The sequence below is a fragment of the Pseudomonas sp. LS44 genome (genome assembly GCF_024730785.1).
Classification (GTDB): domain Bacteria; phylum Pseudomonadota; class Gammaproteobacteria; order Pseudomonadales; family Pseudomonadaceae; genus Aquipseudomonas.
Map to the genome: position 1 here is coordinate 2325023 of NZ_CP102830.1, position 19401 is coordinate 2344423.

Below are 19401 nucleotides of genomic sequence, written 5' to 3' on the forward strand. Positions count from 1 at the left end.
CTGACAACAAGACCATAATGAGTACGGACAACCGTATCTGGATACCGGAGCACGTCACGATGGAACAGTCGTTAAAGCACAAGTTACTCATCTGGCCTCACGCCGGCCGCCATGCCGCAGCGGCCCTGTTCGCGGGCGTGGCGCTAGCAGCGGCAGTGCCTAGCGCTTTGGCAGACGAAGGCGGTGTTAGCTTTTGGCTGCCGGGCCAGTTCAGCGCAATGGCGGCCGTGCAAGTCCAGCCTGGCTGGAGCCTGCCGCTGATCTATTACCACACCAGCGCCGACTTGAGCGCAAGCAAGCAAATACCGCGCGGTGGACGTGGCCGCGTCGCAGCAGGTGTGGACGCGGAAGCCGACTTATTGTTTGCGGGCCCAACCTATACCTTCGGCGAACCGCTGCTGGGCGGCCAGGCGGCAGTTACGGCCCTAGCCGCCGTGGGGCGCATGGCAGTTGATGTCGATGCCACGCTCACTGGCCCACGCGGCAATACAATTTCCACAGGGGTCAGCGACAGCCTGAAAGGCGGCAGCGATATCTACGGAATGGCCACGTTGAAGTGGGAGCACAAGGACGTACACAACTTCATGGTTTACACCATGGGCAGCCTGCCGGTTGGTGCCTACGACCCTGACCGGCTGGTCAACCTCGGACTGGGCCACGCGGCAATGGATGTCGGCGGCGGCTACACCTACTACGACAAGGTGAACGAGTTCTCTGTAGTGACGGGCATGACCTACAACTGGGAAAACTCTGATACCGACTACCAAAATGGTCTCGACGCCCACCTCGACTGGAGCGCCTCGCGCTTTATCTCACCGCAAACTCACTTTGGATTGGTTGGCTACTTCTACGAGCAGGTGACCGGTGATGACGGTAGCGGCGCCGTGCTCGGCGACTTCAAATCGCGGGTCAGGGCCGTGGGGCCGCAGGCCGGGCATTTCTTTGCTATCGGGCAGGAGCTCTGGTACGTCAATCTCAAAGGCTACTACGAGTTTGATGCGCGCAATCGCGCGGAGGGCTGGAACACCTGGGTGAGCCTCGTCATTCCCCTCGGCAAGTACGAATAGGGAAGCACCTCGCCCCTTTTGCAGACGCCGCGGCCAGTGCATTCCGCGGCGCCAATGTTCGTGTCACAAGGAAAAACCATGAGCGTACGTAACGACATCCTCAGCCTGCACTCCAGCATTGCCCAGGCCGTGCTTGGTCAGGATGAGGTCATTCGCCAAGTGCTGCTGGGCCTGCTCGCCAACGGCCATCTGCTGCTGGAAAGCCTGCCGGGCCTGGCCAAGACCCGCACGGTCAAAGCGCTGGCCAAGCATCTGGACGCGAAGATGAGCCGCATCCAGTTCACCCCCGATCTGCTGCCGTCGGACATCACCGGCGCGGAAATCCTCCAGCAGAGCGAGGGCCACAACGAGATCAAGTTCCAGCCCGGCCCGTTGTTTGGCAACGTGATCCTCGCCGACGAGATCAATCGGGCCCCGGCCAAGGTGCAGGCCGCCTTGCTGGAAGCCATGGAAGAGCGGCAGATCACCGTCGCCGGCACCAGCCACCCGATGCCGGGGCTGTTCATGGTCCTGGCCACCCAGAATCCCATCGAGCAGGAAGGCACCTATCCGTTGCCCGAGGCGCAGATGGACCGGTTCCTGATGAAGGTGCTGCTGGACTATCCCAAGCCGGACGACGAGACCCAGGTGCTGCGCCTGTTGCGCGAAGAGGAGCAAGCCGCCCAGCAAGGCGCGCCAGCTGTAGAGGCCAGGCTGGCGCAGGAGGCGATCTTCGCCGCACGCAAGGAAGTCAGCGCCGTGCATGTGTCGGAAGCCATCGACCGCTACCTGATCGATCTGATCAACGCCACCCGCAAGCCGTCCGACTATGACGCCGACCTCGCGCGCTGGATCCACATCGGCGCCAGCCCGCGTGGCGGCATCGGCCTGGACCGCAGCGCCCGTGCGCATGCTTGGTTGGCTGGCAATGACTTCGTGTCGCCTGACGATGTGCGCGCCGTGGTGCATCCGGTGCTGCGCCATCGCCTGCTGCTGTCCTATGACGCCGTAGCCGACGGCGTCAGCGCCGACCAGGTACTCGATCGCCTGCTGGACAAGGTGGCCATTCCGGCCTGAGAAACTGTTAACGATCGCAGAAGGCTCCCCTCTCCCACTTGTGGGAGAGGGGCTGGGGGAGGTTCGTGATGATGCCCTCTCCCTAGCCCTCTCCCGTAAACGGGAGAGGGGACAGATGCGCGGAATCACGCACTTTTTTGCCTGTTCGATGCCGCAGAAAAGAATCGTGACAGGGCTCTGAATACCCGCAAGCAAGGGAAGCGTTATGCAACAACAATCACCGGGCCCGGATGGTTTCGTCTATGTCTCCCTGGCGCAGTTAATGGCCTTGGAACATCGCGTCCGCGGCCTGAGCTTCCTCGCCCGCCAGCCGCTGTCGAGCATCCTCGCCGGCAACCATGCCTCGCGTCTGCGTGGGCGCGGGCTGAACTTCGACGAGCTGCGCCGCTATCAGCCCGGCGACGACCTCCGCCACCTCGACTGGCGTACCTCGCTGCGCTATGGCAAACCTTTCGTGCGGACCTTCACCGAGGAGCGCGACCGGCCGGCGCTGATTCTGGTGGACCAGCGCATGAGCATGTTCTTCGGCTCGCAGCGCAGCTTCAAATCCGCCACCGCCGCCGAGCTGGGCGCCCTCGCCGCCTGGATGACCTTCCACGCCGGCGACCGGGTCGGCGGCCTGGTGTTCAACGACAGCCGCATCGAGCGCATCAGCCCGATCCGCAGCCGCAGCCGGGTGGAAGCGCTGTGCGCAGCCATCGTTCGGCAAAATCAGGCGCTTTCCGCGACACTCCCGGACGCTGAAAACGCAGACCAGCTCGACAAGGTCCTGCAGCATTGCCTGAGCATGGCCGGCCACGACCACCTGATCTGCATCGTCAGCGACTTCGCCGGCGCTGGCCCACGCACCCTGCAGCTGCTGCGCGAGTTGTCCGCGCATAACAACGTGATCGCCATGCAGGTCTATGACCCGCTGGCCCTTAAGCTGCCGGCCAGCGGCCGGGTGATGGTCACCCAGGGCGAGCTGCAGGTCGAGCTGGAGGTCGAGCGGCGTCAGGTGCACCAACCGCTGGGCGAATTCCTCACCGGCCGTTTGAAGGACGTCGCCACCCTGCTACGCCGCAGCCAGGTGCCGCTGATGATGTTCAGCACCGGCGAAGACGCGCTGGAACAGATGCGCCGGGAAATGGGCCGACTGACGGGAGCGCCACGATGACTGCGAACCCGCCGAGTCTCGACCAACTCAAGGAACTGCCGCTGCCGGCGCCGGTGGTCAGCTACTTCCCGCAAACCTGGGGCTGGCTGCTGTTGCTGATTCTGCTGCTGACTGGCCTGGCCATTTGGGGCGCGCTGCGTTGGCGACGCTGGAATCGCGACCGCTATCGCCGCGACGCTCTCGCCCGCCTGAACGAGCTGGAGCAGGCGCTAGCTGATGACGTCCAGCGCTTGCCGGCCCTGCGCGAGCTGCCGGAACTGCTCAAGCGCGTCGCGCTGTCGATGCCGGAAAAGCCAGACGTGGCCACCCTGAGCGGCGCCAACTGGCAAGCCTTTCTGGACAAGACCTGCGCACAACCACTGCCGCCGACCTTCGGCCAGCAACTGGCCGCCCTCGCCTACGCCCCGGAGGCGCAGTTGCGCGCCCTCCCCGCCGCCGCACAGCAGGCGTTGCTGACCAACAGCCGGCACTGGATAGAGAACCACCATGTGGCAATTTGATTACCCCTGGCTGCTGCTGTTGCTGCCGCTGCCGCTGCTCGGTTACCGCTACCTGGCCGAGTACCGCGAGGCTCGCAGTGCCGTGCGTGTGCCGTTCTTCAGTGCCATGAGCCGCGCCATCGGCCAGACGCCGAATCGTTCCGGCGTGCTCGGCAGCACCTGGCAGTTGCTACTCAACCTGCTGGTCTGGGTTCTGCTGGTGCTCGCCTGCGCCCGCCCGGTGCTGGTGGAGAAGCCCATCGAGCGCACTCAGCCGGTACGCGACCTGATGCTCGCCATCGACATCTCGCAGTCGATGGAGGCCACCGACTACACCAACGCCGACGGCCAGCACGTGGATCGTCTAAGCGCCGTCAAACAGGTGGTGCAGAGCTTCATCGAGCAGCGCAAGGATGACCGCCTCGGCCTGATCGTGTTCGGCACCGGCGCCTATCCGCAGGCGCCGCTGACCCTCGACCACGCCAGCCTGAGCCTGCTGCTCGATGAAGTCGGCATCGGCATGGCCGGGCCGAACACCGCCATCGGCGACGCCATCGGCCTGACCATCAAGATGCTCGACAGCGCCAAGGAGAAAGACAAGGTGCTGATCCTGCTCAGCGATGGCAACGACACCGGCAGCGCCATCCCGCCCGACCATGCGGCGAAGATGGCGGCCGCCAAGGGCATCGTGGTGCACACCATCGGCATCGGCGACCCCGAGGCCACCGGTGATGCCAAGGTCGATCTCGGCGCACTGAAGAGAATCGCCGAGACCACCGGCGGACAGTCTTTCCGCGCCGATGACCGCGACGCCCTCAAGCAGGTGTACGCCACCCTCGACCGCCTCACCCCGCACGAGGTGAAGAAGTTCAGCCACCAGCCCAAGCGCGACCTGTTCTGGCTGCCGCTCGGCGCGGCTCTCGGCCTATTGGCGCTGTATCAAGTGCTCGCTGCGCTGCGCGGCTACCTGGCCAGCGCTGGCGGTCCACGTCAGACGCAGGAAGGCTGAGATGGACATCGACCTCAACGCCTTCCACTTCCTGCGCCCGCTCTGGCTGTTGCTGCTCCTGCCCGGCCTTCTCCTGCCGCTGGCCTGGGGGCGCAGCCGCGATCTGAGCCGGCGGCTGCGTGGGTCCATCGCGCCGCACCTGCTCAAGCATCTGGTGATCACCCCCAGCGACCGGCAGCACCTGCGGCCGGTGCATCTGTTCGGCGCCCTGTTGATCCTCGGTGGCCTGGCAGCGGCCGGGCCGACCTGGGAGCAGGATCGTCCGGCCTTTCTGGAAAACCGCGCACCGCTGATCCTGGCGGTCGATCTGTCGCCATCCATGGATGCCAACGACGTGCCGCCGACCCGGCTGGAGGCCGCCAAACACAAACTGCACGACCTGATCCAGCGCCGCGCCGGCGCACGCACCGGGCTGATCGCCTATGCCGGCAGCGCCCATCTGGTGCTGCCGGCCACCGAAGATCCGGCGCTGCTGGATAGCTTCCTGCAGGCGCTCTCCACCGAGCTGATCGAGGCACCCGGCAAGAACGCCCTGGCCGTGATCGAGGAAGCCAAGCGCCTGCTGGCCGCCGAGCAGTCCCCCGGCACCTTGGTGCTGGTCACCGATGGCGCTGACGTCAGCCAGCTCGAAGCAATCGGCAAGAGCCTGGATAACGCCGGGCTGCAGTTGCTGATCCTCGCGGTCGGCAGTCAGGACGGAGGCATGCTCCGCGATGCCCAGGGGCAACCGCGGGTGGACAGCACCGGCCGGCCGATCCTGGGCAGTTTCGACGGCGCGGCCCTCAAGCAGCTGGCCGATGCCGCCGATGCACCGCTGGGCAGCCTGACCCTTAACGACGACGACCTCGACTGGATCGAACTGCACGCTCAGAAGCACTTCCAGGCTGCCAACGGCGACGAGCAGGAAGTGCACTGGAAGGATGCCGGCTACTGGCTGTGCTGGCCGCTGCTGCTGATCACCTTCTTCTGCGTGCGCCGTGGCTGGAGCGTCAATTGGCTGGCCGGCCTGCTGCTGGCGCTGGGCTTGGCCCTGCCCGCACCGCCGGCCCAGGCCGGGGTGCTGGCCGATGCCTTCTTCACCCCGGATCAGCAGGGCCGCTGGGCCTTCGAGCACGGCCATTACCCGCAAGCTCAGGCGCACTTTCATGATCCCTACTGGCAAGGCCTGGCGGCCTACAACGCCGCCGATTACACCGCCGCGCTGGCCAGCTTCGCCCACCTCGATAGCGCCCAGGCCTACTTCTACCTGGGTAACAGCTATGCCCGCCTGTACAAGCTGCCGGAGGCCATCGCTGCCTTCGGCCAGGCCCTCAAGCTGCAACCGCAGTTCCCCGAGGCCAGCGCCAATCTGGCCTTGGTCACCGAGCTGTATAAGGAGCAGCAAGAAGCAGGAGAAAAAGCGCCGGATCTGAAGCCCGACGAAGAGAAATTCGACAATAAGACCAGTAAGGGCAAGAGCGTGCAGGTGCAGGCACCGAGAACACCATCGGACGAGTTGTGGCTGCGCAACCTGAGCACCTCACCGGCCAAGTTCCTCAAGCAGAAGTTCAGCCTGCAGGATGCCGCCCGCAAGGCCTCGAATGGAGGCCAGCCATGAAGCGCCTGTTGCTACTGCTCTGCTGCCTCTGCCCGTTGCTGGGCCTGGCCGCACCGAAGGTGCTGGTGGAAAGCCGGATAGCGCCGGCCGGCACGGTGACGGTTGGCAGCACTGTGCGCCTGGAGGTCGATGTACTGGTGGACACCTGGTTCACCGACGCCCCACAACTGCCAAACCTGGACCTGCCCGGTGCCATGGTGATGCCGCCGAGCAGCGAGGCCACCCATCTCACCGAACAGCGCCAGGGTGAAAAGCTCTTCGGCCTGCGTTTCAGCTATCTGATCACCCCCAACCAGGCGCAGAGCTACAGCATCCCGGCCCTGTCGATTCAGGTCAGCCCCGGCCAGGGCAGCGGCCCGGTCACCGTGCAGAGCCAGCCGCTCGGCTTTATCGCTCGACTGCCTGCGGGCGTGCCCGCAGGCCAGCAAGTGCTGGTGGCCCAGGGACTGAGGTTCGACCAGCAAATCGTCCACTCGCATGAGCCGCTGCGGGTCGGTGACAGCCTGACCCGCCAGCTGACCATCGAAGCCGACGGCGCCCAGGCCATGCTGATTCCGCCGCCGGAGTTCGTCGAAATCGATGGCCTCAAGCGCTATGTGAAAACCCCGCAAGTGGTACCGCTGGACAATGGCCGTGGTGCCATCAGCGGCGGGCGGCGGGTCGATGTCGCCAGCTATGTGGTCGACCAGCCCGGCCACTACACACTCCCGGCCATCGAATTGCGCTGGTGGGATGCTGCAGCCAATCAGGCGCGCACTGCCAGGGTGCCGGCTGTGGAGTTCGAGGCCACGGCCAACAGCGCTTACCAAGCGCCTTTCTCCATCGCTGAAGATTTGCAGAAGCTCGGGCAGAAAGCTCGAGTGCGAATCGCCCGGCATTGGTTGCTGCTCGTCATTGCCCTGGTGGTTGGCGCGCTGGCCTTCTACTGGGGCAAGCCCTGGTGGCGGCGTGGGCGGGCCGCCCTACGCGGCTGGCAAGCCCGGCGGCAGCAGACCTACCTGCAGTCGGCGGACTACGCCTGGAAACAGCTGCCCGGGCAACTCAACGGCAAACCGGCGCAACTGACCGCTTTGTACCTCTGGGCCAGACGCAGTCAGGGCGCACAAACCTTGAAGAATTTCGCGACTCAGCTCCCCATCCCCTTGGCGCAACGGCTGCTAGTCTTGCTGAAATCCTGTTATGGCCGGCCGGAACGCGCCACCGAGGCACTGCAAGAGCTGCAGCAGAGCCTTCCGGCGCTGCGTAAGGAAGCTCGCAAGCAACAACCGCATGCCCTTGCCAGGCATGGCCTGGTGCCGTTGAACCCTCGTCAAGCCCCGCCTCCGTCGGCGGCATATAGCACCAAGGAAGCCCTATGAACCGATCTGCCCTTTCAATTCCCAACCTGCGCTGGCTGATGCCGCTGCTGCTGGCCCTGCCGCTGCTGGTGCAGGCGGCTGACCCGCTACCATCGTGGAATGACGGCCCCTCGAAAAAGGCCATCGAAAGCTTCGTCAGCGCCGTCACCAGCGAAGGCTCCAAGGATTTCGTTGCGCCCGCCGAGCGGATTGCGGTGTTCGACAACGACGGCACCCTGTGGAGCGAACAGCCGATGTATTTCCAGGTGTTGTTCGCCTTCGCCGAGGTCAAGCGGCTGGCCCCGCAGCATCCGGAATGGAAGGAGCAACAACCCTTCAAGGCCGTACTGGAAGGTGACCAGAAGACCCTGGCCGCAAGCGGCATGGACGGCATCATCAAGATCGTCGGCGCCACCCATACCGGCCTGAGCAGCGAAGCCTTCATCGACAATGCCGAAGCCTGGCTGGCCAAGGCCGTGCATCCGAAGAGCCAGAAGCCGTTCACCGAGATGGTCTACCAGCCGATGCTGGAACTGCTCGCCTATCTGCGCGCCAACGGCTTCAAGACCTACATAGTCTCCGGTGGCGATGTAACCTTCATGCGCGCCTTCGCCGAGGAGGTCTATGGCATCCCGCCGGAGCAGGTGATCGGCACCACCTTCGTCACCCAGTTCCAGAACCAGGACGGCAAGCTGTCGATCCTGCGCACGCCCAAGCTGGCGCATAACGACGATGGCCCCGGTAAGCCGGAAAGCATCGATTCGATCATCGGCCGCCGGCCAATCTTCGCCTTCGGCAACTCCGACGGTGACCTGCAGATGCTGCAGTGGACCGCCGCCGGCAGCGGCAAGCGCTTCACCGGCCTGGTGCATCACACCGATGCCAAGCGCGAATGGGCTTATGACCGCGAATCCAAGATCGGCAAGCTGGACAAGGCCCTGGATCAGGCCAAGGCCGAGGGCTGGACTGTAGTGGACATGGCAGCGGAGTGGCGGCAGGTGTTCCCTTTCGCCACTGCCACAAGCGGGCAATAAACCCGCGCAAGAATACTGGGGATGCCGTATTGCAGTCGGCGGCTCTGGTGCAACGTAGTCGTGGAACGCGACTCTGAAACGTGAAATGGAGAGAGTTCAATGAACCGCACAAGAAGATGGCTACCGAGGCTCGCCCTCGCCGCCGCCGCAGTAATGGGGGCATCCGCCGCCAGCGCCGCGGACAAGCCGAATATCTTGGTGATATTCGGTGACGACATCGGCCAGACCAATATCAGTGCCTACTCGATGGGCGTGCTCGGCTACAAGACGCCGAACATCGACCGCATCGCCAAGGAAGGCATGATGTTCACCGATTACTATGCGGAGAACAGCTGCACCGCCGGTCGTTCCAGTTTCATCACCGGCCAGACGCCGCTGCGTACCGGCCTCTCCAAGGTCGGCGTGCCAGGTGCCACCGTCGGCCTGCAAGACCGCGACATCACCATCGCCCAGGCGCTCAAGTCCCAAGGCTATGCCACCGGCCAGTTCGGCAAGAACCACCTGGGTGACCGCGACGAATACCTGCCGACCAAGCACGGTTTCGACGAGTTCTTCGGCAACCTCTACCACCTCAACGCCGAAGAGGAACCCGAGCGTCCCTACTGGCCGAAGGACCCCAACGATCCCTACGTGAAGAACTTCTCGCCGCGCGGCGTACTGCACTCCACTGCCGATGGCAAGATCGAGGACACCGGTGCGCTGAACAAGAAGCGCATGGAAACCATCGACGACGAAACCACCGAAGGCGCCATCAACTTCATCAAGAAGCAGGCCGAGGCCGACAAACCGTTCTTCGTGTGGATGAACACCACGCGCATGCACGCCTACACCCATGTGCGCGAGTCGATGCAAGGCCAGAGCGGCATGCCGGGCAACGAGTATGCCGACGGCATGCTCGAGCATGACGGTGACGTCGGCAAGCTGCTGAAAACCCTGGACGATCTGAAGATCGCCGACAACACCATAGTGGTCTACACCACCGATAACGGCCCGAACCAGTGGTCCTGGCCGGATGCGGCGACCACGCCGTTCCGCAACGAGAAGAACTCCAACTGGGAAGGTGCCTACCGGGTGCCGGCCATGGTCCGTTGGCCGAACCACATCAAGCCTGGCGAAGTGTCCAACCAGATGTTCTCCGGCCTCGACTGGTTCCCCACCCTGCTGGCCGCCGCGGGCGATACCGAGGTCAAGGACAAGCTGCTCAAGGGCTGGGCACCGACCTCCGCCGGCAAGAGCTTCAAGGTGCACCTCGACGGCTACAACCAGCTCGATCTCCTTACCGGCAAGAGCGACAAGAGCGCGCGCAACGAGTTCTTCTACTTCAACGACGACGGCGATCTGGTCGCCATGCGTTTTGACAACTGGAAGGTGGTGTTCTGCGAGCAGCGGGCTCCGGGCGGCTTCGCGGTGTGGAGCGAGCCTTTCGTCTGCCTGCGCGTGCCGAAGCTGTTCAACCTGCGCATGGACCCGTACGAGCGAGCCGACGTGGTTTCCGACCAGTACTACGACTGGCTGACCAAGAACGCCTACCTGACCGCCATCGCCACCATGAAGTCCGCCACCTTCCTGGAAACCTTCGTCGCCTATCCGCCGAGCCAGAAACCGGCCAGCTTCAGCATCGACCAGGTGCGCAAGGCCGTGGATGCGAAGATCGCGGAAAAAATGAAGGCCAACAAGCAGTAGTGTTAGCAACCCGCGCCCTGTCGTAATGGGCGCTGACGAGCCTTGTGATCGGCCAGGCAACTGTTCGGTCACAAGGCTTCATTGTTTTCTCACACAGGCCCACGACTCGATGCCTTCTGCAGTTCGCAACGCTTCGCGCCATCGCAATAAATCTTCGGTTTCCATCACAGCGCAGGCACAGAGCTTGCCGGCGTTGCTGATTCCAGCCCTGCTGCTGTTCATGTCCGGCGGTGCGGCGCTGGTTTATCAAGTCTTGTGGGTCAAACAACTTTCGCTGGTGGTGGGCGTAGAGGTCTATGCCATCACTGCCGGTATCAGTGCTTTCTTTGCCGGCCTGGCGCTCGGCGGCCTGTTTTTCGGTCGCTGGGCCGATCGTCTGCGGCATCCGGTCCGGCTGTACGCCGCGCTGGAATTGGGTGTTGCCCTATTGGCTATCGCCACAACCTGGGGTTTGGCGCATTCGGCCGGCACGTTCGCTCGGCTTGAAGCGCAGGTGGGGCTGTTCGCCTGGGTTTTGCCGTTCGCTCTGGTCGGGCTGCCCGCGTTTTTGATGGGCGGCACCTTGCCGGTACTGGTCCGCTCACTCACTCCCCGTGACGGCCAAGTCGCTACGGCTGGCGGCGGCCTGTATGCGGCAAATACTGCCGGCGCCATCGCCGGCACGCTGCTTGCGGCCTTCTTGTTGATTCCGATGTTAGGCGTCAGCGGTAGCGCGGTGGCGGCCGCCCTGTTGAACCTGCTCGCCGCCGTCGGCGCGCTGCTCGCCCAACGAGGCAAAAGCGCGCTGCCGCCAGCTCCTATCGCAGAAAAAAGCACTCGCACGCCCGCCGCGCGACTGGCCATCTTGCTGTATTGCCTCGCCGGTGGCGTGGCGCTCGGCTACGAGGTGGTTTGGACCCAATCTATCGTGCAGTTCATGAGCACTCGCGCGTTTGCCTTCTCGGTAGTGCTCGCCACCTATCTCGCCGGTTTGGTGCTGGGTAGCGCGATCTATGCGCGGCGCGCCGACCGCATTCGCGATCCGTGGGGCTTGTTCGGCCTGCTGATCGGCGCAGCCGGGCTGATCGCCTTATTGGAAATCGCTGGCTTGGGGCATTGGCTGGTAATCGCCCAAACCCAGGCAGAGGCTGCCGTGCTGGCGCTGACTGGCAACGAACTTGCCGGCATGTGCGCGCGTTTCGCCGTGGCGGCACTAAGTGTGGTGTTCCTGCCGACCACCTTGCTCGGCGCCGCCTTTCCGCTCGCCTTGCGGCTATCGGTGGATAGCGCCCATGTAGGGCGCGACGTCGGCGTCGTGGTGGCGCTCAACACCCTCGGCGGCATCGTCGGAGTGATGCTCGTAGGCTTCGTGCTGGTGCCCGGCCTTGGCTTAGTGCGCACCTTGGGACTGTTGGCCGTGCTGGCGGCGGGCATCAGCGTACTCGCAGTACTCCGCGGCTCGCAGGTAGGCAAAGGTCTGCGCCAAGGTGTAATCGCCATTGGCATCGCCAGCCTTGTGGTTGGCGTCCTGACTCCACCGGAACGGTTGGCCGAATTGCTGCCGGGTGCGCGTAGCGGCGAGCTGGCGTTTTACAAGGAGGGTCGCGGCGGCACGGTAGCGGTGGTTAGCCAAGGTCAGGGGCAACGCAAGTTCAACCGCCTGTATATCCAGGGCGTATCCAATACCGGCGACGCCATGCCGTCGCTGCGCTACATGCGTTTGCAAGCGTTGTTGCCACTGCTGATTCATCGCCAGGAGCCTCGTTCGGCGCTGGTTATCGGCTTCGGCACAGGCATTACCGCCGGCGCCATGCTGCGCTATCAAGGGCTGGAGCGGCCAGTGGTCGCCGAACTGCTGCCTGAGGTCATCAGCGCCGCCCCGCTGTTTCGGGGCAACTACGGAGCAGCAGGCGATCCGCGGCTGGACATCCGCCTGCGCGACGGCCGGCGCGAATTGCTGCGCAGCGAGGACCGCTACGACGTGGTCACCCTTGAGCCGCCACCGCCTTCCGCCGCGGGCGTGGTGAATCTCTATTCGCAGGATTTTTATCAGTTGGCGGCCAATCGTCTGCAGCCTGACGGGCTTGTCGCCCAATGGTTGCCCCTGCCGACTCAGAACGATGAAGACAGCCGCTCATTGGTGCGCAGCTTCCTCGAAGTATTCCCCCACGCTTCGCTATGGACCACCGAGTTCCACGAGATGCTGTTGATCGGTTCGCTACAGCCGCTGGAGTTGGACATCGCTCGTATTCGCGCGCGCTTCGCGCAGCCGGCAGTCGCCAGCGCCTTGCGGGAAGTGGGTATCTTCTCCCCCGCCGCTCTGCTCGCGACCTGGGTGACTGACCGAGCCGGCCTCGAGCGCTATGCCGGCGATGCGCCGCCGGTTACTGACGACCAACCGCGCATCGAATACGCGCCATGGGTGCGCCCGAATGAGTTCGCCCGCGTTCTGCCGGCACTGCTCGCCCTGCGCAGCGAGCCACCGCTGATCAATGCAGATCCCGTATTTCAGGCTGCTTTGATCGACCAGCAAGCGCGTCTGGCGCGCTTCTATGCGGTTGGTTTGTACGCCTATACCGGTAACCGCGAGGCCTGGGCGCGAGATATGCCGAGGGTGGTTGCCGAGGACGGCGGCAACCCGTACTACCGCTGGTTCTTTGGCAGGCAACCGTAACGGGGGCCGCATACCGATCCATCCTGCAATCGTTTGACAGCCCTGCGGCTGTCCCTGAAGCTGCGCCAAACCGTGAAGACCGCGTCCTAGACCATGCCTAAACATAAAAAAACCCCAACTGCCACGTCTCCCGCCACACCAGCCAAACGCTCTTTCAGCTTTCTGCTTCCCTGGCTCGCCGGGCTATTGCTGCTGGCGACGGTGATTGTCTGGTTCATGTTGCAGCGCAGCACGCCAGGGGTTGCGGTGCCCTCAAGCCCTGCGCCGGCGACCAAACCTGCAGTAATTAAACCAATCGCAGAGAGCACGGCCAGCCTGGTCGATGAAGGCCAGTGCGTGGGTTGTCACGCCGTGCAGGTCAAAGACTGGCAAGGCTCCCATCACCAGATGGCGATGGAAGAAGCCACTACTGAGAGCGTGCTGGGCGACTTCAACAATGTGACGTTCAAGGACGGCAGCGAAACCACGCGCTTCTTTCAGAAGGACGGCAGCTTCTGGGTCAACACACCGGGCCCTGATGGCAAAGCAGCAGACTTCCGCGCGGCCTACACCTTCGGCGTCGCGCCCTTGCAGCAATATCTGTTGGAAGCACCTGGCGGCCGTCTGCAAGCCCTCGGCGTCGCCTGGGATGTCGAGAAGAAAAACTGGTTCCACCTCTATCCCGGTCAGGGCGTCGACTTCAAAGATGAGCTGCACTGGAGCCAGCCGCAGCAGAACGCCAATTTCATGTGCGTCGAGTGCCACACCACCGGCTTCAAACGCAACTTCAATGCGCAAACCAACAGCTATGCCAGCCAATGGCAGTCGCTCGGCGTTGGCTGCCAGTCCTGTCACGGACCGGCGTCCAACCATCTGCAATGGGCGAGCAAACCCGATGGCAGCAAAACGCACGGCTTCGATATTGACCTGAGCAAGGCCGACACCACCCGCCAGGCGGAAACCTGCGGCCGTTGCCACGCTCGACGCGCGCCGCTGGGCGATGGTTTCGCCGCGCACAAGCGGCTGATGGACGACTACCTGCCCAGCCCGCTGACCCAGGCTCTGTACGAACTGGACGGCAAGATTAAGGAAGAGGTGTTCGAGTACGGCTCGTTCACCCAAAGCAAAATGTTCGCCAAAGGCGTGAGCTGCAGCAACTGCCATAACCCGCATAGCACTGAGTTGAAGGCGCCGGGCAATGCCGTCTGCCTGCAATGTCACAACCCCGCCGGCAAGACTTCACTGCCGGGTATCGACGGCAAGGGTTTGCAGGCGAAGAATTACGATTCACCTGAACATCACCAGCACCAGCCTGGTCAGCCCGGCTCGCAGTGCGTCGATTGCCACATGCCCGGCAAGTTCTACATGGGCAACGATTTCCGCCACGATCACAGCTTCAGCATTCCCAACCCTGGCCGCGCCCTAAAGCTGGGAACACCTGACGCCTGCCTCGGCTGCCATAAAGAAACTGCCGGCGATAAGGTCGCCGAGCAGTTCAACGCCTGGTATGGCGCCGACAAGCCTGCCGTGCCGCGCTACGACGAAAGCCTGTGGCTGATTCGCAACGGCAAGCCCGGAGCCTCCCGCGCGCTGTTCCAGCAACTCGACTCCAGTGATCTGCCAGCCATCCGTCGTGCCACGTTGCTCGCCGAGCTGCCGTACTACCCAAGCCAACGTGCGCTGGATCTAGCCCGGCGCGAGCTGAAACATGCCGATTCCCAGGTCCGCTTGGCTGCGATTGAGGCCGTGACCAGCATGACCCCGCCTGAGCATCGCTCGGGCCCAATTGGCCCGCTGCTCAATGATCCAGTCCGCGCCGTGCGCCTGGCGGCCGCAAGTGCCCTGCTCGGCCTGCCCGCCGAAGCATTGCAGTATCAACCCAGCTGGGACAAGGTCATCGGCGAATACGAGCAGGTGCAGAAAAGTCTGGCTGATCGGGCCGAGGCCAACCTCAACCTGGCCATGCTTTATCAGGCCCAAGGGCGCTCAGCTCTCGTCGAGCCAGCTCTGCGGGATGCGCTGCTGCGCGATCCGAACTTCCTTCCGGCGCTGGTCACCCTGATCCAATGGCTAGATGGCAATTACCGGATGAACGAAGCCCAGCAGCTCATGGCTGAGGGCCTCAAAAAACATCCGCAATCCGCCCTGCTCCACCATGCCAACGGCCTCGCGCTGATTCGTCGCGGCGAGAAAACCGCTGCCCTCAAGGAACTGGCCGAAGCCGCACGCCTGGAGCCAGACAACGGCCAGTTCAATTACGTGATGGCGATTGCTTTGCATGATAGTGGCGATGCCGAAGGCGCTATTCATCAACTGGAGCAATTGCTGGAACGGCAGCCCAATAACCGTCAGGCGCGCATGACCTTGATCGGTTTCTGGCGAGACGCCGGGCAAATGCAGAAAGTGCAGATCTTGCAGGCGGAGCTGGAGCAATTGAATCCAGACGACCCTGCCTTGCGGCAGGGCCAATAGGCCATGAAGGAGTAAATTTTTTCGCCCCACTTTTGGCCGTACTGCTGGTTGGCGCGACTCACAGCCAGCAATGCGCCGAGCGAATCAGTTCCATGCGTTTAATGCATTTGGCAAATATGCGTCCAAGGTGCTCTATTAGGCGCGCTCAGCCGCTAACAAGAGGAGCCTTATGCAGCAGGAACCCATGGTAGCCAGCGCCTGGCCCAGCACCATTCTTAGCCACGCTGCGCAATACAACCTTCCGATCCATGAACTCTGCACTCGGGTCGGCTTGTGCCCCGATGCACTCCGCGATCACAGCCTCGCCATACCTGCACGCCAGGTCCTTCAGCTGTTCGATGAGTGCGCCGCAATCGGCGCCGATCCTCAATTCGGCTGCGAATTACGTGCTCGCCTGGCGACTGGTAGCTTGCAAGGCCTGAATATTCTTTTCGATACCGCGGCCACCCTCGGCGACAGCTTGCAATGCCTAACAGAGTGCCTACCCATCTTGATGGGGCATATACAACCAGAGCTCAGTCACCACGACGGCTTCAGTCGCCTGACCTTCAACGCCACACTACCGCCTCACGCCTTTGGCCTCGATTCGAGCCTGTTGGCTTTGGTGCGCAATATGGCGCGCCGGGTAAATCGTCGGCCGGCTGAGTTGGTTGTCGAAGCGCAGATCACCCCGGAACAGAACTGCGACGCGCTGCTGCAATCCTGGGGAATATCTTATCGGCGTGGGCCCACGCTGAGCTTGCTGCTACCCAGCGCCGCATTGGCCTGGCCGCTGCAAGGCGCCAACGACTTTCTGCACCAGTCGCTCCGCGCCACGTGGCAACAGCCGCAAGCCAATCAATCTCTGGCTGAACGGCTAACGATGGCCAAGCAGTTGCTGAAATGCTCCGATCGATCGATCGAGAGCATCGCCCTAACTAGCGGCTATCGTCAGGCAGGCAATTTCATTCGCGCGTTCCGCACGCATTACGGCATCACCCCCAAGCAATTTCGGCTCACCTGCGATTGACCACAGCGTTATAGCCGCCCCCATCCGCCGGAGCACACAATGAAGAACAACAGCTCGCGTATCACTAGACCACGCCTGTGCCTGCTCGCCCTGGGCCTTTGCTTTGGCCTGCCAAGCGCGCATGCCGCTCTCAGTTCGCAGCAAGCCCGCGCATTATCGGAAGAGGCCTATGTATTCGCCTACGCCAGCGCCGAACACGACAAAGTGCTGAATGCCATTGCCGCCAAGCTGCCCTATAACGTGTTGTATGGCGAAGCGCGACTATTGGGACCGGATGATAAGAACGTGGTCTCGCCCAACAACGACACCTTCTATTCACGCGCCCTGCTTGACCTGCGCAGCGAGCCGCAGGTGCTCAGCGTGCCGGCCGAAACCCAGCGCTATTACAGCTTCCAGCTGATCGACTTGCGCACCAACAACCTCGATTACATCGGCACCCGCGCGACCGGCACCGCCGCCGGCCGCTACTTGATTGCCGGGCCGGACTGGAAAGGTGAACTGCCTGCCGGCTACAGCGGTGTGATCCGTTCGCCGAGCCGCTTGGTATTCCTGCTTGGCCGTACCGAAGTCAAAGGCCCGGAGGATCAAGGCGCGGCTGTCGTGCTCAAGGAGTACCGTTTGCAGAGCCTCTCCGCTGCGCTTAAACAAGAGCCGCCAGTCGCGTTGCCCAAACTGACACTGCCGCCGTACAGCAACACCAAGGACGGCAAGGCCAGTGCCCTGTTCGACATTTTCAATGGCCTGGCGGCGCTGCACGCCTGGTCGCCGGAAGAACAGGCACAGCTCCAGCGCTTCGCGGAAATCGGCGTGGGTCCGGGGCTGGCTTTCAATCCTCCCAAGGAACTCGCCAGCGCCATCGCCGAAGGCGCCGAAGCAGCCCGCGCCAAGGTCAGAGCTGCATCATCGAGCATTTCTCCAAATCGTAACGGCTGGTACAGCTCGCCGGCCAATGCCGGGCATTTCGGCAGCGATGACTTGACGCGTGCGGCCGCGGCTTGGCGTTACATCTATGTCAACGATCCGGCTGAAGCCCTGTACCCGATTGCCCTGCAGGACAGCCACGGCCAGCCGCTCAATGGCGGCAAGCGCTACCGTCTGCACTTCGCCGCTGGGCAGTTACCGCCGGTTAATTCCTTCTGGTCGTTGACCCTCTATGACAGCCAAACCCAGCTGCTCGTCGCCAACCCCATCAAACGCTATTCGATTGGCGATCGCACGCCTGGGCTGGTCTACGACGCCGATGGCGGCCTGACTCTGTACATCCAGAACGAACAACCCACCACTGCCGCGCAACAGGCTAACTGGCTGCCCGCGCCGCAAGGTCCGTTCAACATGTTGCTGCGCCTTTATCTGCCCAAGGAACCGGCGCTCAAGGGCATCTATCAGCTGCCGGGCATCACGCCGGTCGACGCGGAGCAATGAGCATGACGAGCCTTCCTTTCAGTCGCCGGAATTTTCTTGCGGGCGCGACGGTTCTTGGCGCCAGCCTGGCCTGTCCCAGCTGGTTGCTGGCTGCCGCGCAACCACTGACAGCCGATCCGGCCGAGTTCCAGGCCATCGCTCGTGACGCCTGGATCTATGCCTACCCGATGCTCATGCATTACCAAACCATGCAGAAGCAGGCACTCAATCCAGACACCAGCGAATACGTGGGCGGCTTCGGCAAGTTCCGCCATTACAGCGAACTGTTCACGCCGAAGAACCGCGATATCGTCACGCCGAACAATGACACGCCCTACTCCTGGGCCTGGCTCGATCTGCGCGCCGAACCCTGGGTACTGAGCGTGCCGGCGGTGGATGACAAGCGCTATTACGTGCACCAGTTGGTCGACCAATACACGCAGAACTTCGCTTACGTCGGAGTGCTCAGCACCGGACGTGCAGCAGGCGACTATCTGATCGCTGGCCCGAACTGGCAAGGCGCCACGCCGCCCGGTATCAAGCAAGTGCTACGCAGCGAGACGGAGATCGTCATGATCCTCGGCCGTACCGGCCTCAACAGCCATGATGACCTCCCCGCCGTGCGTGCCATCCAACAGCAGTACAAGCTACGCGCCCTGCACGACTTCGCCAGCACTCCCGCGCCGGCAGCCGCACCGACAATCGACTGGCTGCCCTGGGATATCAAAACCGGCTTGGGTGCAGGCTTCATCGCCCATCTCAATCAGCTGCTGACCCTCTGCCCAGTAGTCGAATCGGAACGTGGGTTGCGCGAGCGTTTCGCTCGGATCGGTATCGCTCCCGGCCAACCATTCGATGCCGCAGCCCTCAGCGCGGCACAGCGCCAGGCCTTGATCGCCGGCATCCAGCAGGGGCAAGCCGACCTGAAGGCGATCACCGAGAAGCTGCCGCGGCCGATCAGCATGTTCGGCGACCGCACCGCCCTGGCCAACGATTACCTCAAACGCGCCATGGGCGCCGCCTTGGGCATCTATGGCAACAGCATCGAGGAAGCCTTCTACACCGGCACCAAGCTGGACGGCAGCGGTCAGCCGCTGATGGCCGGGCAGAAATACCGCTTACGTTTTGCGCCCAATCAGCTGCCACCGGCCAGTCAATTCTGGTCGCTGACGCTCTACGATCTGCCTGACCGGCAACTGGTGGAAAACTCGATCGACCGCTACAGCTTGAGCAGCCGCGACAGCCTCCAGCGTGATGCCGACGGAGGCCTCACCCTGGTGATCCAAACGGTGCCCCCAACCGAACAGAGCAACTGGCTACCGTCAGCAGCCAAAGGCCCCTTCTTCATTACCTTGCGCCTCTACGGCCCCAGTGAGGACGTACGCACAGGCAAATGGCGGATGCCGGTGGTTGAACGGGTGTAAATCGCCCACAAGAAAAAACGGCCACCCTAGGGTGGCCGTTTTGTT

General features: G+C 63.1%; 14 protein-coding genes. All 14 read left to right on the top strand.

Annotated elements, in window-relative coordinates; all coding sequences use genetic code 11:
* Nucleotides 1-59: 59 nt before the first annotated feature.
* The 14 genes from NVV93_RS10285 to NVV93_RS10350 all read left to right on the top strand — a co-directional run bounded on the left by NVV93_RS10285 (nucleotide 60) and on the right by NVV93_RS10350 (nucleotide 19356).
* Nucleotides 60-1067, top strand: a complete 1008-nt coding sequence (locus tag NVV93_RS10285) for a transporter (protein ID WP_258250577.1) — start codon at nucleotides 60-62, stop codon at nucleotides 1065-1067.
* 78 nt (nucleotides 1068-1145) lie between these two features.
* Nucleotides 1146-2123, top strand: coding sequence for a MoxR family ATPase (locus NVV93_RS10290; protein WP_258250578.1), 978 nt, complete (start codon nucleotides 1146-1148; stop codon nucleotides 2121-2123).
* A 205-nt stretch (nucleotides 2124-2328) separates the two neighbouring features.
* Nucleotides 2329-3279 (top strand): DUF58 domain-containing protein, encoded by a 951-nt coding sequence (locus tag NVV93_RS10295; protein ID WP_258250579.1) that lies wholly within the window; start codon nucleotides 2329-2331, stop codon nucleotides 3277-3279.
* Entirely contained in the window at nucleotides 3276-3779 is a 504-nt protein-coding gene (locus tag NVV93_RS10300; protein WP_258250580.1) for a DUF4381 domain-containing protein, read from the top strand. The genes NVV93_RS10295 and NVV93_RS10300 overlap by 4 nt, the downstream gene beginning before the upstream one ends.
* On the top strand, nucleotides 3766-4767 hold the full coding sequence (locus NVV93_RS10305; RefSeq protein ID WP_258250581.1) for a VWA domain-containing protein: 1002 nt from the start codon (nucleotides 3766-3768) through the stop codon (nucleotides 4765-4767). Before NVV93_RS10300 ends, NVV93_RS10305 begins: the two co-directional genes overlap by 14 nt.
* Nucleotide 4768: 1 nt before the next feature.
* Entirely contained in the window at nucleotides 4769-6364 is a 1596-nt protein-coding gene (locus NVV93_RS10310) for a VWA domain-containing protein (protein ID WP_258250582.1), read from the top strand.
* The gene (locus NVV93_RS10315) at nucleotides 6361-7722 is read left to right on the top strand and encodes a BatD family protein (RefSeq protein WP_258250583.1); all 1362 of its coding nucleotides are present in this window, start codon (nucleotides 6361-6363) and stop codon (nucleotides 7720-7722) included. Before NVV93_RS10310 ends, NVV93_RS10315 begins: the two co-directional genes overlap by 4 nt.
* Nucleotides 7719-8735 (top strand): HAD family phosphatase, encoded by a 1017-nt coding sequence (locus NVV93_RS10320; protein WP_258250584.1) that lies wholly within the window; start codon nucleotides 7719-7721, stop codon nucleotides 8733-8735. Before NVV93_RS10315 ends, NVV93_RS10320 begins: the two co-directional genes overlap by 4 nt.
* A 99-nt stretch (nucleotides 8736-8834) precedes the next feature.
* Entirely contained in the window at nucleotides 8835-10418 is a 1584-nt protein-coding gene (locus tag NVV93_RS10325; protein ID WP_258250585.1) for an arylsulfatase, read from the top strand.
* A gap of 109 nt (nucleotides 10419-10527) precedes the next feature.
* Entirely contained in the window at nucleotides 10528-13071 is a 2544-nt protein-coding gene (locus tag NVV93_RS10330) for a fused MFS/spermidine synthase (protein ID WP_375162876.1), read from the top strand.
* Between the two features lie 93 nt (nucleotides 13072-13164).
* Nucleotides 13165-15522: a multiheme c-type cytochrome gene (locus NVV93_RS10335; RefSeq protein WP_258250586.1), complete on the top strand. Its 2358-nt coding sequence runs from the start codon at nucleotides 13165-13167 to the stop codon at nucleotides 15520-15522.
* A gap of 169 nt (nucleotides 15523-15691) precedes the next feature.
* Entirely contained in the window at nucleotides 15692-16531 is an 840-nt protein-coding gene (locus tag NVV93_RS10340; protein ID WP_258250587.1) for an AraC family transcriptional regulator ligand-binding domain-containing protein, read from the top strand.
* Between the two features lie 39 nt (nucleotides 16532-16570).
* Nucleotides 16571-17953, top strand: coding sequence for a DUF1254 domain-containing protein (locus tag NVV93_RS10345; RefSeq protein WP_258250588.1), 1383 nt, complete (start codon nucleotides 16571-16573; stop codon nucleotides 17951-17953).
* A 2-nt stretch (nucleotides 17954-17955) separates the two neighbouring features.
* Nucleotides 17956-19356 carry a DUF1254 domain-containing protein gene (locus NVV93_RS10350; protein WP_258250589.1) on the top strand — a complete coding sequence of 467 codons (1401 nt, stop codon included), beginning with the start codon at nucleotides 17956-17958 and terminating at the stop codon, nucleotides 19354-19356.
* Nucleotides 19357-19401 lie beyond the last annotated feature (45 nt).

Bases quoted from the DNA above. Each gene is read 5' to 3' on its own strand.
- NVV93_RS10350 (WP_258250589.1), top strand. From the start codon at position 17,956: ATGACGAGCCTTCCTTTCAGTCGCCGGAATTTTCTTGCGGGCGCGACG.
- NVV93_RS10285 (WP_258250577.1), top strand. From the start codon at position 60: ATGGAACAGTCGTTAAAGCACAAGTTACTCATCTGGCCTCACGCCGGC.
- NVV93_RS10315 (WP_258250583.1), top strand. From the start codon at position 6,361: ATGAAGCGCCTGTTGCTACTGCTCTGCTGCCTCTGCCCGTTGCTGGGC.
- NVV93_RS10330 (WP_375162876.1), top strand. From the start codon at position 10,528: ATGCCTTCTGCAGTTCGCAACGCTTCGCGCCATCGCAATAAATCTTCG.
- NVV93_RS10305 (WP_258250581.1), top strand. From the start codon at position 3,766: ATGTGGCAATTTGATTACCCCTGGCTGCTGCTGTTGCTGCCGCTGCCG.
- NVV93_RS10340 (WP_258250587.1), top strand. From the start codon at position 15,692: ATGCAGCAGGAACCCATGGTAGCCAGCGCCTGGCCCAGCACCATTCTT.
- NVV93_RS10290 (WP_258250578.1), top strand. From the start codon at position 1,146: ATGAGCGTACGTAACGACATCCTCAGCCTGCACTCCAGCATTGCCCAG.
- NVV93_RS10335 (WP_258250586.1), top strand. From the start codon at position 13,165: ATGCCTAAACATAAAAAAACCCCAACTGCCACGTCTCCCGCCACACCA.
- NVV93_RS10345 (WP_258250588.1), top strand. From the start codon at position 16,571: ATGAAGAACAACAGCTCGCGTATCACTAGACCACGCCTGTGCCTGCTC.
- NVV93_RS10295 (WP_258250579.1), top strand. From the start codon at position 2,329: ATGCAACAACAATCACCGGGCCCGGATGGTTTCGTCTATGTCTCCCTG.
- NVV93_RS10300 (WP_258250580.1), top strand. From the start codon at position 3,276: ATGACTGCGAACCCGCCGAGTCTCGACCAACTCAAGGAACTGCCGCTG.
- NVV93_RS10310 (WP_258250582.1), top strand. From the start codon at position 4,769: ATGGACATCGACCTCAACGCCTTCCACTTCCTGCGCCCGCTCTGGCTG.
- NVV93_RS10320 (WP_258250584.1), top strand. From the start codon at position 7,719: ATGAACCGATCTGCCCTTTCAATTCCCAACCTGCGCTGGCTGATGCCG.
- NVV93_RS10325 (WP_258250585.1), top strand. From the start codon at position 8,835: ATGAACCGCACAAGAAGATGGCTACCGAGGCTCGCCCTCGCCGCCGCC.